The sequence below is a fragment of the Flavobacterium sp. genome (assembly GCF_040383245.1).
Lineage (GTDB): Bacteria > Bacteroidota > Bacteroidia > Flavobacteriales > Flavobacteriaceae > Flavobacterium.
Genome location: NZ_JBEIDX010000016.1, coordinates 23,734 through 37,615, shown reverse-complemented (window position 1 = coordinate 37,615; position 13,882 = coordinate 23,734). Strand labels below are relative to the sequence as shown.

General features: G+C 32.2%; 16 protein-coding genes. 7 read left to right on the top strand and 9 right to left on the bottom strand.

Annotation, left to right across the window (positions count from 1 at the left end; genetic code table 11):
- Positions 1 to 68: 68 nt before the first annotated feature.
- Positions 69 to 1,460: a S1C family serine protease gene (locus ABWO08_RS07925; RefSeq protein WP_353084951.1), complete on the bottom strand. Its 1,392-nt coding sequence runs from the start codon at positions 1,458 to 1,460 to the stop codon at positions 69 to 71.
- A gap of 145 nt (positions 1,461 to 1,605) precedes the next feature.
- Between ABWO08_RS07925 and dapF the strand changes: the two genes are divergently transcribed.
- From dapF to ABWO08_RS07905, 4 genes are all read left to right on the top strand, one after another.
- Entirely contained in the window at positions 1,606 to 2,388 is a 783-nt protein-coding gene (gene dapF, locus ABWO08_RS07920; RefSeq protein ID WP_353084949.1) for a diaminopimelate epimerase, read from the top strand.
- A complete protein-coding gene (locus ABWO08_RS07915) occupies positions 2,388 to 2,915 on the top strand; it encodes a GNAT family N-acetyltransferase (RefSeq protein WP_353084970.1) in 528 nt (175 codons plus the stop codon). The genes dapF and ABWO08_RS07915 overlap by 1 nt, the downstream gene beginning before the upstream one ends.
- Positions 2,916 to 2,943: 28 nt before the next feature.
- Positions 2,944 to 3,978 (top strand): endolytic transglycosylase MltG, encoded by a 1,035-nt coding sequence (gene mltG / locus ABWO08_RS07910; RefSeq protein WP_353084947.1) that lies wholly within the window; start codon positions 2,944 to 2,946, stop codon positions 3,976 to 3,978.
- 216 nt (positions 3,979 to 4,194) lie between these two features.
- Positions 4,195 to 4,875 carry a peptidoglycan-binding protein LysM gene (locus ABWO08_RS07905; RefSeq protein ID WP_353084946.1) on the top strand — a complete coding sequence of 227 codons (681 nt, stop codon included), beginning with the start codon at positions 4,195 to 4,197 and terminating at the stop codon, positions 4,873 to 4,875.
- Between the two features lie 10 nt (positions 4,876 to 4,885).
- On the opposite strand, the gene ABWO08_RS07900 is transcribed toward ABWO08_RS07905, so the two are convergent.
- The 3 genes from ABWO08_RS07900 to dnaA are packed head-to-tail and all read right to left on the bottom strand — an operon-like array spanning position 4,886 to position 7,554.
- Positions 4,886 to 5,608 (bottom strand): SAM-dependent methyltransferase, encoded by a 723-nt coding sequence (locus tag ABWO08_RS07900; RefSeq protein WP_353084944.1) that lies wholly within the window; start codon positions 5,606 to 5,608, stop codon positions 4,886 to 4,888.
- Entirely contained in the window at positions 5,608 to 6,075 is a 468-nt protein-coding gene (locus tag ABWO08_RS07895; RefSeq protein ID WP_353084942.1) for a low molecular weight protein-tyrosine-phosphatase, read from the bottom strand. The genes ABWO08_RS07900 and ABWO08_RS07895 overlap by 1 nt, the downstream gene beginning before the upstream one ends.
- Before the next feature lie 51 nt (positions 6,076 to 6,126).
- Positions 6,127 to 7,554, bottom strand: a complete 1,428-nt coding sequence (gene dnaA, locus ABWO08_RS07890) for a chromosomal replication initiator protein DnaA (RefSeq protein WP_353084940.1) — start codon at positions 7,552 to 7,554, stop codon at positions 6,127 to 6,129.
- Between the two features lie 183 nt (positions 7,555 to 7,737).
- Between dnaA and ABWO08_RS07885 the strand changes: the two genes are divergently transcribed.
- On the top strand, positions 7,738 to 8,139 hold the full coding sequence (locus tag ABWO08_RS07885; protein ID WP_353084968.1) for an acyl-CoA thioesterase: 402 nt from the start codon (positions 7,738 to 7,740) through the stop codon (positions 8,137 to 8,139).
- A gap of 1 nt (position 8,140) precedes the next feature.
- Here the strand turns inward: ABWO08_RS07885 and ABWO08_RS07880 are convergent, their stop codons facing one another.
- From ABWO08_RS07880 to ribD, 3 genes are read right to left on the bottom strand one after another with little or no spacing between them, the layout of a single operon-like run.
- Positions 8,141 to 8,746, bottom strand: coding sequence for an IMPACT family protein (locus tag ABWO08_RS07880; RefSeq protein ID WP_353084938.1), 606 nt, complete (start codon positions 8,744 to 8,746; stop codon positions 8,141 to 8,143).
- A gap of 20 nt (positions 8,747 to 8,766) precedes the next feature.
- Positions 8,767 to 9,375 carry an HAD family hydrolase gene (locus ABWO08_RS07875; protein ID WP_353084936.1) on the bottom strand — a complete coding sequence of 203 codons (609 nt, stop codon included), beginning with the start codon at positions 9,373 to 9,375 and terminating at the stop codon, positions 8,767 to 8,769.
- Positions 9,353 to 10,375, bottom strand: a complete 1,023-nt coding sequence (gene ribD / locus ABWO08_RS07870; RefSeq protein WP_353084935.1) for a bifunctional diaminohydroxyphosphoribosylaminopyrimidine deaminase/5-amino-6-(5-phosphoribosylamino)uracil reductase RibD — start codon at positions 10,373 to 10,375, stop codon at positions 9,353 to 9,355. Before ribD ends, ABWO08_RS07875 begins: the two co-directional genes overlap by 23 nt.
- A 38-nt stretch (positions 10,376 to 10,413) precedes the next feature.
- Between ribD and ABWO08_RS07865 the strand changes: the two genes are divergently transcribed.
- A complete protein-coding gene (locus ABWO08_RS07865; protein ID WP_353084934.1) occupies positions 10,414 to 10,893 on the top strand; it encodes a GNAT family N-acetyltransferase in 480 nt (159 codons plus the stop codon).
- Positions 10,894 to 10,895: 2 nt separating this feature from the next.
- The gene (gene prmC / locus ABWO08_RS07860) at positions 10,896 to 11,777 is read left to right on the top strand and encodes a peptide chain release factor N(5)-glutamine methyltransferase (protein WP_353084932.1); all 882 of its coding nucleotides are present in this window, start codon (positions 10,896 to 10,898) and stop codon (positions 11,775 to 11,777) included.
- A 151-nt stretch (positions 11,778 to 11,928) separates the two neighbouring features.
- On the opposite strand, the gene ABWO08_RS07855 is transcribed toward prmC, so the two are convergent.
- Together ABWO08_RS07855 and ABWO08_RS07850 are read right to left on the bottom strand one after the other, a co-directional pair.
- Entirely contained in the window at positions 11,929 to 12,486 is a 558-nt protein-coding gene (locus tag ABWO08_RS07855) for a hypothetical protein (RefSeq protein WP_353084930.1), read from the bottom strand.
- 49 nt (positions 12,487 to 12,535) lie between these two features.
- Positions 12,536 to 13,777: an ABC transporter permease gene (locus ABWO08_RS07850; protein ID WP_353084928.1), complete on the bottom strand. Its 1,242-nt coding sequence runs from the start codon at positions 13,775 to 13,777 to the stop codon at positions 12,536 to 12,538.
- Positions 13,778 to 13,882: the final 105 nt, after the last annotated feature.

The following is a 13,882-nucleotide window of genomic DNA, read 5'->3' as shown; positions in this document are numbered from 1 at the left end:
ACACTTTTTTCAACAAAAAAACCGCCAACAATTTGTTGACGGTTATTAAAACCCAATAGTATAATAAATTAAATGATGATGCGTATTATTTGACCTATTTTATTGATCATTTCAATGCTAACTCCCTGATTTTCTCCTTTATCATTAGCCAATTTTGAAACGGTTTCTACGTCAGTGGCTTTAGTTCCGTCTATTGTAAGAATGATGCTGCCAGAAAGTTCGTCTTCATAGGGTTTTAATCGGTCGTTTGTAACTTCTTTAATCCTAACGCCATAATTAATTTTATATTTTCTTTTATCGGCTGAGTCAATATTTTCAAGCTCTAATCCTTTAAAATCGGTATTGATAATGTCATTTTTAACTAGGGTTACTGGAATGACCATGTTTTTACCCTCTCTTAAAACAGTTACATTTATTCTGTCGTTAGGTCTTTTTGTGCTAATATAACCTGTTAATTCAGGGAAGCTTGTAATAGTTTGGCTGTCTAATTTTAAGATGACATCACCTTTTCGTAGCCCTGCTTTTTCTGCACCCGAATTTTTCAATACTTTAGAAATGTAATAACCTTGCGTGTCTTTTATTCCTAATTCTTTAGACATCTGGCCGTTAATTTCATTACCCACAATTCCTAATGCACCTCGTTGAACATTACCAAATTCCATAATGTCTTCAATAATTTTGCGAGTGATATTAGACGGAATTGCAAACGAATAGCCTGCATAACTTCCTGTTGGCGAAGAAATCATGGTGTTAATTCCAATTAATTCTCCACGAGTATTTACTAATGCACCACCAGAATTTCCTGGATTTACAGCCGCATCGGTTTGAATAAATGATTGAATTCCGTTCGTATCTAAATTTCTAGCTTTCGCCGAAACGATACCTGCGGTAACTGTTGAATTTAAATTATATGGATTCCCAACAGCCAATACCCATTCACCAACTTTAACTTGATCAGAATCGGCAAAAGTTGAATATGGCAATTTGTCTTCTGAATCTATTTTTAACAATGCAATATCCATTTTGGCATCGGTACCAATTAACTTTGCTTTGTATGCTTTTTTGTTATTTAAAGTTACTTCCAATTCTGTTGCATCTTTAATTACATGGTTGTTGGTGACAATGTAACCATCTTCCGAAATAATAACTCCCGATCCGGTTCCTATTTGTTCTTGTTGTTGCCCACCGCCATTACTTCCATAAAAAAATTGCATAATCGGATTGTAAACTGTGCGCACCGATACATTTTTTACGTGAACTACGGTATGAACTGCATTTTCAGCTGCAGCTGTAAAATCAATATTTTCTTCGCCCAATCCTACATTTCTGCTATAATTTTCTGGTGCAGATGTAATAATTGATTTTTTCCCAAAATCAGTTTCGAATAATAATTTATAACCTCCAAGAGTTGTTGCTCCACTAAATAAGGCAACTAATAATAAGCTCGAATAACGTTTCATTTCTTTTTGTTTTAAATTATGTTAAGTAAAATTATAGTTTTTTATTTTTCAAAAAAATGCTTTAACGCTCGTTTAACAATCTTTAACTTATCATTAATAATTGTAACTTTGCTAAACAGAATTAATATTTAATCTAAAACTATTCATGCAAATTAAGTTTTATAAATACCAAGGAACAGGCAATGATTTTATAATGATTGATAATCGATTGGACTTTTTTCCGAAAGATGCTGTTGTTATTATTGAAAAATTGTGCGATCGTAGATTTGGTATTGGAGCTGATGGATTGATTTTGTTAGAAAATGATTCCGATGCCGATTTCCGAATGGTGTATTACAATTCTGATGGAAACCAAAGTTCCATGTGTGGAAACGGTGGTCGTTGCCTTGTGGCTTTCGCCAAAAGTCTCGGAATGATTAATGATAAAACCACTTTTATTGCCACGGATGGTTTGCATCATGCAACTATTCTAGATAATGGTCACATTTCACTTCAAATGAAAGATGTATCGGATGTTAAAATAGAAAATGAATACGTCTTTTTAAATACGGGCTCGCCACATCATGTAGCTATGGTGAATGATATTCAAAATAAAGACATAAAAAAAGACGGTGCAGCTATTCGATATTCTGATTTGTATGGAAAAGAAGGATCGAATGTAAATTTTGTAAGTCAATTAGGTGATGCCAATTTTCGTTTACGAACTTATGAGCGGGGCGTAGAAGATGAAACCCTATCCTGTGGAACTGGAGCTACTGCAACAGCTATAGCAATGCATTCCCTAGGAAATACTAATTCTAATGCAATTGCAATTGAGGTAGAAGGAGGAAAGCTTACAGTTTCTTTCGACAAGACCAATGCGGGTTATGAAAAGGTAATGTTAGAAGGTCCTGCAACTTTTGTTTTTGAAGGAGAAATAGAAATATAATTATGACACTAACCGGAACTTCTATTTATTTGCGCGCACTAGAACCTGAAGATTTGGATTTTATTTATCAAATTGAAAATGACGAATCCATTTGGGAAGTGAGCAATACGCAAACTCCATATAGTAAATTTTTGATACGCCAATATCTTGAAAATGCCCATCAAGACATATATGAAGCCAAACAATTGCGATTGGCAATATGTGTTCGAGATACGAATTCTGTAATCGGATTAATTGACTTATTCGATTTTGATCCCAAAAATAAAAGAGCTGGCATCGGAATCGTAATTCAAAATGACGCAGATAGAAGTAAAGGTTTCGGTAAAGAAGCTCTTGATTTGCTTATAAATTATTCGTTCAAACAATTGCAATTGCACCAACTTTTTGCAAATATTGGAGCAGACAATGTGCCAAGTATAAACCTTTTTACTACTTTTGGATTTGAAAAAATAGGAGTCAAAAAAGATTGGAACTATAGTAATAATGCTTTTCAGGATGAATTATTTTTTCAATTGATTAATTCCTAATTACCCATAACTACTAATACATATTGATTTGAACACAAAGTTTAAAACCCTATTAATAGCTGCCGCAGGAGTTTTTTTAGTTTTTGCTATCGTAGTTTATAGTAAATATTTTGCAAACAATACTAAAGGTGTTACCAAGGAAACCTTTATTGAAATCCCAACTGATTCGAATTTTGATAATGTTCTGAAATTGGTTTCTCCTTATGTGGAAAATCTAGATGATTTTAAATTCATTGCAGGTGTTCGTTCTTATGATGAAAATGTAAAACCAGGACGATTTTTAATTAAAGAGGGAATGAGTAGTTTCGGGTTGGTTTCTGCTTTGCGAAGAAATATGCCTGTTAATTTAGCATTTAATAACCAAGAGCGTTTGGAAAATTTATGTGTTCGAATTAGCTCACAAATAGAACCAGATACCACTAAATTGCTTTCTGTTTTTAGAGATTCTCTATTTTTAAAGCAAAATGGTTTTACAAAAGAAAATGTTATTTCAATGTTTATTCCAAATTCTTATGAGTTTTATTGGAATGTTTCTGCTGAGAAATTTAGAGATAAAATGCTCAAGGAATACAAGAAATTCTGGACTTTGGAGCGTTTGATAAAAGCAAAAAAAATAGGTTTATCTCCGGTTGAAGTGATGACACTTGCTTCAATAGTTCATAAAGAAACAGTTAAAAAAGACGAACGACCAAAAGTAGCAAGAGTATATTTAAATAGATTAGCTCAAGGAATGCCCTTGCAAGCTGATCCAACAGTTATTTATGCGGTTAAACTTAGAAGTAATGATTTTGACCAAATAATTAAACGCGTTTTATATGCCGACTTAAGTATTCGATCTCCTTATAATACTTATGTAAATACCGGATTGCCTCCAGGGCCAATTGCAATGCCAGATATTACAGCAATTGATGCAGTTTTATCTCCAGATACTAATAACTATATTTATTTTTGTGCTAGTGTGGAGCGTTTCGGTTACCATGAATTTGCCGCTACCTATGAAGAACACCAAGTAAATGCAAAAAAATATGCAAATTGGTTAAATAGTACTGGCACAAACAGGTAAAAATTGCAATTAATTCACCTTTATTTTGCTCTAAATTCGGCTAAATATTTAAACAAGATCAATAAAATTAAGTTTTTATTAACATTTTTTATTTCAATTTAAATTTTTGCTTTTTCCCTAGAAATAAGCCTTTTAGAAGTGATTTTTCAATTTATTCCCATCCTGAAAATACGGTAACTACTTGATTTTCAATTTTATTTAAAAAAAGTTGTATATTTGCCCCGTCAATATCAAGATGGTGACAGCGCTTGGAAATTACAATTTATGATAAATAAATGGTTGTTTTACATAGGAATCGTTACAATTGTTGGATTTATTAGCTCTGCTTTTAAACCTTCAGAAGCTTTAAATCAAAAACGATTTTATGTAAGCGAAAAAGAGGAAATGTTATATCAATTTCCCTCTCAAAATCCATCCGATTATTTTCAACAATCTCTACCTTTTCTCGGAAAACACTTCATTGGTTTCAAAGAAGCTATCGCTATTAGAGAATCTCAAGGTCAATACCGTTTAGTTAATTCTTTAGGTTACATGGGTAAATACCAATTTGGAACTGATGCATTACGCTTTTTTGGAATTAAAAGTAATGCTGCTTTTTTAAATTCACCAGAACTTCAAGAAAAAGCATTTGTAGCTTTAATTAAATTTAATAAGTATAAGTTACAAGATATTATTGAAGAATATAGAGGTAAAACTATTGATGGAGTTCATGTTACCGAATCAGGGATATTAGCAGCTGCGCATCTTGGCGGAGCAGGTTCAGTTAGAAAATTTTTAGAATCTAACGGGAAAAAGAAATGTAAAGACGGCTACGGAACTACTGTTAAAAGCTATTTAAGAAAATTTGGAGGGTATGAAACCCACAATATTAAAGCAGATAGTTCTCCAAAAGTATAAGCTATTTCAATTACATTTTGTGAATAATAAAAATTGTAGGTCTATTGTGTAGATCTATTTTTACTTTTTTCCAATCATTTACTCGAAATGTTTTGATGTATTCAGTAGGAAGTGTAATGTCTGCTGCAATACACAAATGCGTGTTTGGCTGTAAAGTTTGCAATAAATCTTCCATTAATTTATTGTTCCGGTAAGGGGTTTCGATAAATATTTGAGATTGATTTTTATCTTGAGATAGTTTCTCGTAGTTTTTTAAAGCCGACTTTTTCTCAGATTTATCAATAGGTAAATAACCATTAAAAGCAAAGCTTTGTCCGTTCATTCCAGAAGCCATCATAGCCAATAAAATAGACGAAGGTCCAACTAGTGGAACTACTTGAATTCCTTTTTCGTGTGCTAATTTTACAATTGCAGCACCAGGATCCGCAACTCCAGGGCAACCTGCCTCACTCATTAATCCAACATTAATTCCTTGCAGACAAGGTTTTAGCATTTCGTTATGCTCTGTTACATCAGTATGCTTATTTAATGTGCTTAGTATTAAAGAAGCTTGTACTTTTTCTGGATATACTGCTTTTATACTTTTACGTGCTGTTTTTTCGTTTTCAACAATATAATGATCAATAACTTCAATAACCCTTTTTACCAATATAGGCAATACCTCTTCGGCGTTGCTTTCACTTAGTGTAGTTGGAATTAAGTATAATTTTCCTTTTGAGTTTGTTGTGTTCATTACGAATGTTTTGCAATTAAGTTTTGAGCAATTATATCGGTAGCTTCATCTAGCATTTCATAAACGGCATCAAATCCGTCTTGTAAATCATAATAGGGATCGGGAACTTCAACTAAGTTTTTGTTTGAAAGTACTTCTAAAATAAGATTTACTTTTTCTTTTTGCTTTTGAGATGAAGATAGAGAGATTACATTTTTATAATTACTTTTATCCATAACATAGATGTAGTCAAACTCTTCAAAAAATGCTGCTGTAAAATGTTTTGCTTTTTGATTTGAAATGTCAATGCCGTGTTTTTTTGCTGTAGCAATAGATCTTGAGTCGGGTTTCTCGCCAACATGCCATGAACCTGTTCCTGCTGAGTCAACTGCAAATTTGTCTTTGGGAAGTTTAGATGCTAATATTCCTTCGGCTAAAGGCGATCTACAAATATTTCCCAAGCAAACCATTACAATTTTGACTGGCATAGTTATTTATTCTATTTCCAATAATTTGGAAAAGTTAGAAATAAATTAAAATTATAGCGATAATTTTTTATGAATATCCTCTACGAATTTTTTGAATTGCTTGTCAGTAGAAACAAGGTTGTCAACAGTTTTACAAGCGTGTAAAACCGTTGCATGATCTCTGTCTCCAATTTGTGATCCAATATTTGCTAAAGAAGCTTTAGTGAATTTTTTCGCAAAAAACATAGCTAATTGTCTTGCTTGTACCACATGACGCTTTCTAGTTTTTGATTGCAAAGTGTCTAAATCTAATTGGAAATAATCGGAAACCACTTTTTGAATGTAATCTATAGAGATTTCGCGTTTCACATTTTTAACAAATTTCTCTACAATATTTTTTGCGAGATCAATTGTTACTTCTTTTTTATTGAATGAAGATTGTGCAATTAAAGAAATAATAGCTCCTTCAAGCTCACGAACATTAGTTTTAATGTTTTGAGCAACATATTCAATAATTTCGCTTGGCATTTCTACGCCGTCGCGATAAAGAATATTATTTAAAATGGAAACTCGAGTTTCGTAATCTGGTTGATGTAATTCTGCAGAAAGTCCCCATTTGAAACGAGATAACAATCGTTGCTCAATATCTTGCATATCAACAGGTGCCTTATCTGAAGTAAGGATAACTTGTTTTCCATTTTGGTGCAAGTAGTTGAATATGTGGAAAAACACATCTTGTGTTCCAGTTTTACCAGATAAGAATTGTACATCATCAATGATTAATACATCGATCAATTGGTAAAAGTGAATAAAATCGTTTCTGTTATTTTTCTTAACAGAATCTATGTATTGCTGAGTAAATACTTCTGCAGATATATATAAAACAGTTTTTTCTGGATATTTATCTTTGATTTCAACACCAATAGCATGAGCTAAGTGCGTTTTACCTAATCCAACACCACCAAAAATTAATAACGGATTGAATGAAGTTCCTCCAGGCTTGTTGGCAACAGCCATACCTGCAGATCGAGCCAAACGGTTTGAATCTCCTTCAAGGAAATTATCAAAGCTGTAGTTTGGATTTAATTGCGATTCTATTTTTAAATTTCTAATTCCAGGAATTACAAATGGGTTTTTTAATTCTGGATTTAGATTTTTAAAAGGCGCATCAACATCTTGAGATTTTATTGGACTACGGTGAGCACTAGGCAATTGTTCAGTAAATGGTTGTTTATTGCCATAAGTGTTCTCCATTTTAATTTTATAGAGTAACTTTGCGTTTTTCCCAAGCTCTTTTGTTAGAGCAACCTTTAGTAATTTAACATAGTGTTCCTCTAACCATTCATAAAAGAATTTGCTAGGAACTTGAATATACAATGCGTTGTCTGATAATTCAACAGATTTAATAGGTTCAAACCAAGTTTTGTAGGCCTGTTCTTGGATGTTGTCTTTTATAAAAAGTAGACAATTCTCCCAAACTGATTGCGCAGTCTTGCTCATATTCTTACTAAAATTACTAAATTATATTATGGTTTTCAAACAGAAAAATGAGATATTTATTCTGTTTTTTTTGGGATAACAAATATGTGGATAAAAATCCATTAAAAAAAATTATTTGCTATGGTTTTTTAAAAAATATTTTCGTATAGATGTGTAAATTTTGTGTAAATTAATATAATAATGATGAAAGATAATAAAGTTGAGGTTAGAGTTAGATATGGTGAAACCGACCAAATGGGAGTAGTATATCATGGTAGTTATGTGCCCTATTTTGAGATAGGAAGGGTGGAATGGCTCAGAAACAGAGGGGTTTTGTATAAAGACATGGAGCAAAATGGTATTGCGTTGCCAATTGTTTCTATGCATCTTAATTATAAAAAACCTGCAAAGTATGATGATCTTTTAACGATACATACTAAATTAAAAAGTTATAGCGGAGTGAAGATTGAGTTTGATTGTGAAATTCGCAATGAAAATGAAGAGTTATTAACAACTGCACATTTTATTTTGGTTTTTGTCGATGTAAATTCCGGAAAACCTACTACTCCTCCACAATATATTTTGGATATAATTAATGCAGAATAAATTAATCTAATTTTTTAATGTTAATTTCAAACATTGAATTAAAAATGTCGAATACTATTTCGGCATTTTTTTTTCGTGTAGAAACTAATATTTCGCAATCTAAATCCATCTTTTGAGAATTAATTTCTATATTTTTTTCTTTGATTACGCGCACTACTTTATTCATGTTTTTGTAATCAAAGTGGATAGAAAATTTAATGTCAATAGTTTTCTCAACAATCTCTGAAGCTTCAAGTGCCATTTGAGCTGCCGTTCGATATGCAGTAATTAATCCGCCAACTCCTAATTTCACTCCACCAAAATACCGAACTACTACCACTAATACATTGGTTAGTCCAAAAGATTGTATCTGGCCATATATGGGAGTTCCTGCCGTGTTACTAGGTTCGCCGTCATCATTTGCTCGGTATTGAATAGAATCTGTACCAATTTGAAAAGCATAGCAATTATGAACTGCTCCATAATGCTGCTTTTTTAATATTTCTAAATGATTTTTAATTTCTACTTCGGTAGAAACCGGAAATGCATATCCAAAAAACTTGCTATTTTTTTCTTTAAATAGTATTTCCTCCGAAGCAGTAGCTATGGTTTTGTAGGTATCTTGCAATTTTAAATTAAGGTAATTTTTTATAATGGAAGCTGTTTTTGTTTGAATAAATCGACCACATCTTCTTGCCCAACTTGTAAATTCCAAACATGTAAACCTAGATTTTGAGCAGCATCAGTATTTACCTTTTTGTCGTCAATAAATAAGGTGCGTTTCGGATTTAAATCGTGTTTTCTTATTATATGGGAATAAATGGCCTCTTCTGGCTTTCGCATTCCCATTTCATAGGAATAATATACTTTTTCAAAGCATTGATAAAAATCACTAAAAAAGGAAATACCAACATTTTGCTCAAAATGGTCAATGTGAATCTCATCGGTATTGGTCAATAAAAACAATTTATATTTATAGGAAAGTAATTGTAAAAACTCCAACCGATATAAAGGAAAATCTCCAATTACAGTATTCCAGGCCTCTTTAATTTCACTTATACTTGCGTTAGGGATGAATTTTTTAAACGATTCAAGGAATTCAATTTCTGTTAATTTACCTTTTTCAAATAAGTCGTTTTGAGCAATTAATTCTTCATTTGGACCCGATAATCCAAGCTTTTTAAATGTCTCAACTTGCGCTTCTTTTTCTAGATTTAGAAAAATATCTCCAAAATCAAATATTATGGTTGTGATCATGGTTCCTAAAAGTTACTAGTTCATCCTCAGTTAATTGCGTTTTATTCGAACTTGCAAAATTAAATTCAGGTGCTTTTATTCCTTTATTAAATGAAATAGCTCCCTTAAATAATCGAGCTTCATCCCATAAATTGGAATCAATGAATGTTTGCAAAGTTTTTGTTCCTCCTTCAATTAGCACCGATTGAATGTTTTGCTCAAATAAAAACGAAACAATATTTGTAGCTAAATTTTCATCAAACGGCATTTCATTTTTGCTAATTGAAATAGTTTTCGCTTGATTATCAAAGATATGACTTTCTTTTGAAATTTTATTATTTTGATCTAAAACTATTCTAATTGGGTTGTTTCCAGCCCAATTTCGAGTGGTTAGTGTTGGATTATCCTCTAAAACAGTATTGGTTCCAACTAAAATGGCCTGCACTTCACTGCGCCATTTGTGAACTAGTTGGCGAGACAATTCACTAGTAATCCAAACTGGCTTTTGCTCTTCTCTAGTAATTGGAGCGATGAAGCCGTCGTTGCTTTCTGCCCACTTTAATATAATATAAGGTCTTTTTTTGGTGTGAAATGTAAAAAAGCGCTTGTTCAGTTCATAGCATTCATCTTCTAATATCCCAACAGTAACATTTGCTCCAGCTTCTATCAATTTTTTTATGCCAGTTCCAGCTACTTTTGCAAAAGGATCTATCGTGCCAATGACTACATTCGGAATTTTATTTGCAATAATCAAATCACTACAAGGTGGTGTTTTTCCAAAGTGACTACATGGTTCTAAACTCACATAAATTGTGGCTTTTGAAAGTAAGGATTTGTCTTTTACCGATTGAATAGCATTGACTTCAGCGTGCGGACTTCCTGCTTTTTGGTGCCATCCTTCGCCAATAATTTGGTCGTTATAAACAATTACGCTGCCAACCAAAGGGTTAGGGTAGGTGGTGCCCAATCCATTTTTGGCTAGTTCTATACAGCGCTTTATGTATTTTTCATGTATCTTCACACCACAAAAATAAGTCTTTTTGAATTTAGAATGAAAGTATGTTACTACGAGAAATAAAAAAAGAAGATAACCCTCAAATAGCTGCGGTTATTCGGGAGGTTTTTGTAAATGAAGGCTATCCAAAAACAGGTACAGCCTTTGCAGATGTTCAATTGGATTTTATGTTTGAGGCTTATCAAAATCCAAAATCAATTTATTTTGTAGTAGAAGAAAATGGTAAAATTATTGGTGGTGCAGGAGTAAATCAATTGGATAACTCCACTGAGAACATCTGTGAATTGCAAAAAATGTATTTTTTACAAGAAGCTCGAGGCAGAGGAATTGGAATGCAAATGATTGAAAAATGTTTGGCGAAAGCCAAAGAATTTGGCTATGAAAAATGCTATTTAGAAACGTTGCCGGTAATGCTTAATGCCCAAAAATTATATACAAAAGTAGGCTTTGAGTATCTAAGCGAACCACTTGGCGGAACGGGCAATACCAGTTGCCCTGTTTGGATGATTAAAAATTTAGAATAGAAATGGTACTAAAAACCTTTAAATCAAAATTATTACAAGAACTTTCAGCTATTTATGATGAAAAAGAAATTGAAAGTTTCTTTTATCTGTTGTTGGAGAGTTATCATGGAAAAAAACGCATCGATTTAGCACTGAATCCCGAAATGGAAATGGATGTCTCACAATTGGTTAAATGGGAAAGTGCCTTATCAGAATTAAAAAATCAAAGGCCAATACAATATATAATAGGAGAAACCGAGTTTTATGGTTTGCCGTTTTTAGTAAATGAAAATACCTTAATTCCAAGGCCAGAAACCGAAGAATTAGTCGAATGGATTGTAGTCGAAAGTCGGAAGTCAGAAGTTGAAAGTTTGAAAATCCTCGATATTGGAACGGGTAGTGGTTGTATAGCAATTTCCTTGGCCAAAAATTTTCCAAATGCTGAAGTTTTTGCTGTGGATGTTTCGGAAAAAGCTTTGGCTGTAGCCCAAAAAAATGCAGCGAATAATAAGGTAAAAGTGAATTTTGTAAATGCAGATATTTTAAGTGTCACTAATTTAAATGAACTTCCAACTTCCAACTTTCAACTTCCAACTCATTTTGATATTATTGTTTCCAATCCACCGTATGTTCGAAATCTTGAAAAAGCCGAAATAAAACCCAATGTGTTAGAATTTGAACCTCACTTGGCTTTATTTGTGGAAGATACTGATGCGTTGCTCTTTTATAGAAAAATTGCTCATTTGGCTTCAAAAAATCTCGCTCAAAACGGAAAGTTGTTTTTTGAAATCAATCAGTATTTAGGAAAGGAAACTTTTGAATTACTTGAAAATTTAGGTTTTAAATCTATCGAATTAAAGAAAGATATTTACGGTAATGATAGGATGATTCGAAGTGCTTTGTAAGAAAATAACTTCCATCTTCCAACGTTTCGCTGCTAAACGAGGTGCAAGGCTTCGTGACTGCATATTTTGTAATTAAGTAAAAAGTTCAATGTGAAACGTGAACTTACCACAAAATTCACAATTGCGAGAAATAGCTGTTGTAGGTAGTTTTTTATTTAGATATTGCAAACCAATATATTAACTTGTTCATCTTCTTAAATAAGTAAATTCCACAAACAAAATTATGCGGTTTATTACTTGTTCCCTCTTGAATAAATGTATTTTCTAGTTTGCCTTCTTCTATTAAGTAAATTTCTACTTCTTCATTTTTCAAATTAACTTCTCCCAACAAATCTTTCCATTCATCCGAAACATCATTAAACAGTAACAATTTATTATTATATGGATATAAGACTTTATAGTCTTGAACTTTAAGTTCTTTATTGTTAATTCGAATATATTTCTTTAACCTTGACTCCAGCAGTTTTAAATCTTCTTTATTAAGATTGAACATTAGTTTTACTCCTGAATTTCCTATTGCTTCAAAACTTGCAAAAAATGAACTTCCAGCAAGAAAAACATTTGAAATATCATATGGGCAATTATTTTTAAATTTTTCTAGAGCAGAATCAGTAAGTTCAACTTCAAAATCTTTAATAGGGTCAATTCTATTTTGGCCTTTACATGAGCAATTTAAAAAGAAGCAAAAAAATATTATTAAGTTTTTCATTAAGATATATGTTTTGTTAAATTCGGGTGTACTTGCCTACAACTACTAGCTACTCGTAACGCAACGCTTCTATAGGATCAAGTTTTGATGCTTTTATTGCAGGATACAAACCGGAAACTAACGCTACAATAAAACTAGTTATTACTGCTGCAAGTATTGCTCCCCAAGGAATTACAAATCCAAATTCCATTACGGTAGCCATCAAATAACCAATTAATATTCCGAAAATAATTCCAACAAAACCTCCAATTTGACCAATTAGTAAGGTTTCCATGAAAAATTGCCACGCTATCGTTTTACGCTTGGCGCCTAATGATTTTCGTACGCCAATTTCTCTCGTTCTTTCGGTTACCGAAACAATCATAATGTTCATTAATGCAATTGAAGAACCTAAAATGGTAATAATTCCTATAATCCATGCTGATGCACTCAAAACTCCAGTCATTTCAGCAATTCGGTTTACTAAATCATCGCTTCTGGAAATTCCAAAATTATTTTCTTCTACTGGATTCAGTTTTCTAATTTGACGCATAGTTACCGTTGCGTTGTCAACAGCTTCTTCAAAAAATTCTTTTTTATCCACCATTGTACTAATTGTGTAGTTGATGCTAGGAACAGAAAACAACGATCTTGCAACCTGAATTGGAATTAATACACGTAAGTCTTGATTGTTTCCAAAAGTGGATCCTTTTTCTTTTAATACCCCAATAACCTTAAATTTTGCGCCACGAATAGCAATAATTTTGTCAATTGGATTTACATCTTTTAATAGTCCTTTCGATGCAAAATCACTCCCTACAATACAATTATAAGTATTGTTTGAAATATCAAAACCGTTAAAATTTCTTCCTTGTACAACTTCAAATCCATTGTTTGAAGTAAAATATTCATCAACTCCTAATACTGCAATTTCAGGATCTGTTTTTTCATTTTCAAATTTCACTTCTGCTCTTCCTGTAGCAGTAAATGAAAGGGATGTTCTAGTAAATGGGTAATTGTATTTTTCTTTATAGGCTTTGGCTTCTGGATAGGAAATAATTGGATTAATTTTTTCAACTTCTCCCCCTTGATTTCGAGTTCTAAATTCATATTGATTAATACTAAATGTATTCGATCCCATTGAAGCAAACTTGGAGTTTAGTGTATAATCAATCGCTGAAACTACTGTAAGAATTCCAACCAATGCCGTGATTCCTATAGCAATAATTAATATTGTAAGTATTGTACGAAGTAATTGCGCTCGAATTGAACCTAATGCAATCTTAATATTTTCTTTAAAAACTCCTTTCATAATCTCAATTTGACACGAATTTACGGATTTTGTTACAAGTTTGTGCTATAAGAATTATAAATTAGTCGAAAAAATTAGATATTTGCAAAGGAAATTAAATTTTAC

Bases quoted from the DNA above. Each gene is read 5' to 3' on its own strand.
- ABWO08_RS07885 (WP_353084968.1), top strand. From the start codon at position 7,738: ATGAAAGATAATAAAGTTGAGGTTAGAGTTAGATATGGTGAAACCGAC.
- ABWO08_RS07900 (WP_353084944.1), bottom strand. From the start codon at position 5,608: ATGAACACAACAAACTCAAAAGGAAAATTATACTTAATTCCAACTACA.
- ABWO08_RS07895 (WP_353084942.1), bottom strand. From the start codon at position 6,075: ATGCCAGTCAAAATTGTAATGGTTTGCTTGGGAAATATTTGTAGATCG.
- dapF (WP_353084949.1), top strand. From the start codon at position 1,606: ATGCAAATTAAGTTTTATAAATACCAAGGAACAGGCAATGATTTTATA.
- prmC (WP_353084932.1), top strand. From the start codon at position 10,896: ATGGTACTAAAAACCTTTAAATCAAAATTATTACAAGAACTTTCAGCT.
- ABWO08_RS07855 (WP_353084930.1), bottom strand. From the start codon at position 12,486: ATGAAAAACTTAATAATATTTTTTTGCTTCTTTTTAAATTGCTCATGT.
- ABWO08_RS07850 (WP_353084928.1), bottom strand. From the start codon at position 13,777: ATGAAAGGAGTTTTTAAAGAAAATATTAAGATTGCATTAGGTTCAATT.
- ABWO08_RS07875 (WP_353084936.1), bottom strand. From the start codon at position 9,375: ATGATCACAACCATAATATTTGATTTTGGAGATATTTTTCTAAATCTA.
- dnaA (WP_353084940.1), bottom strand. From the start codon at position 7,554: ATGAGCAAGACTGCGCAATCAGTTTGGGAGAATTGTCTACTTTTTATA.
- ABWO08_RS07925 (WP_353084951.1), bottom strand. From the start codon at position 1,460: ATGAAACGTTATTCGAGCTTATTATTAGTTGCCTTATTTAGTGGAGCA.
- ABWO08_RS07865 (WP_353084934.1), top strand. From the start codon at position 10,414: ATGTTACTACGAGAAATAAAAAAAGAAGATAACCCTCAAATAGCTGCG.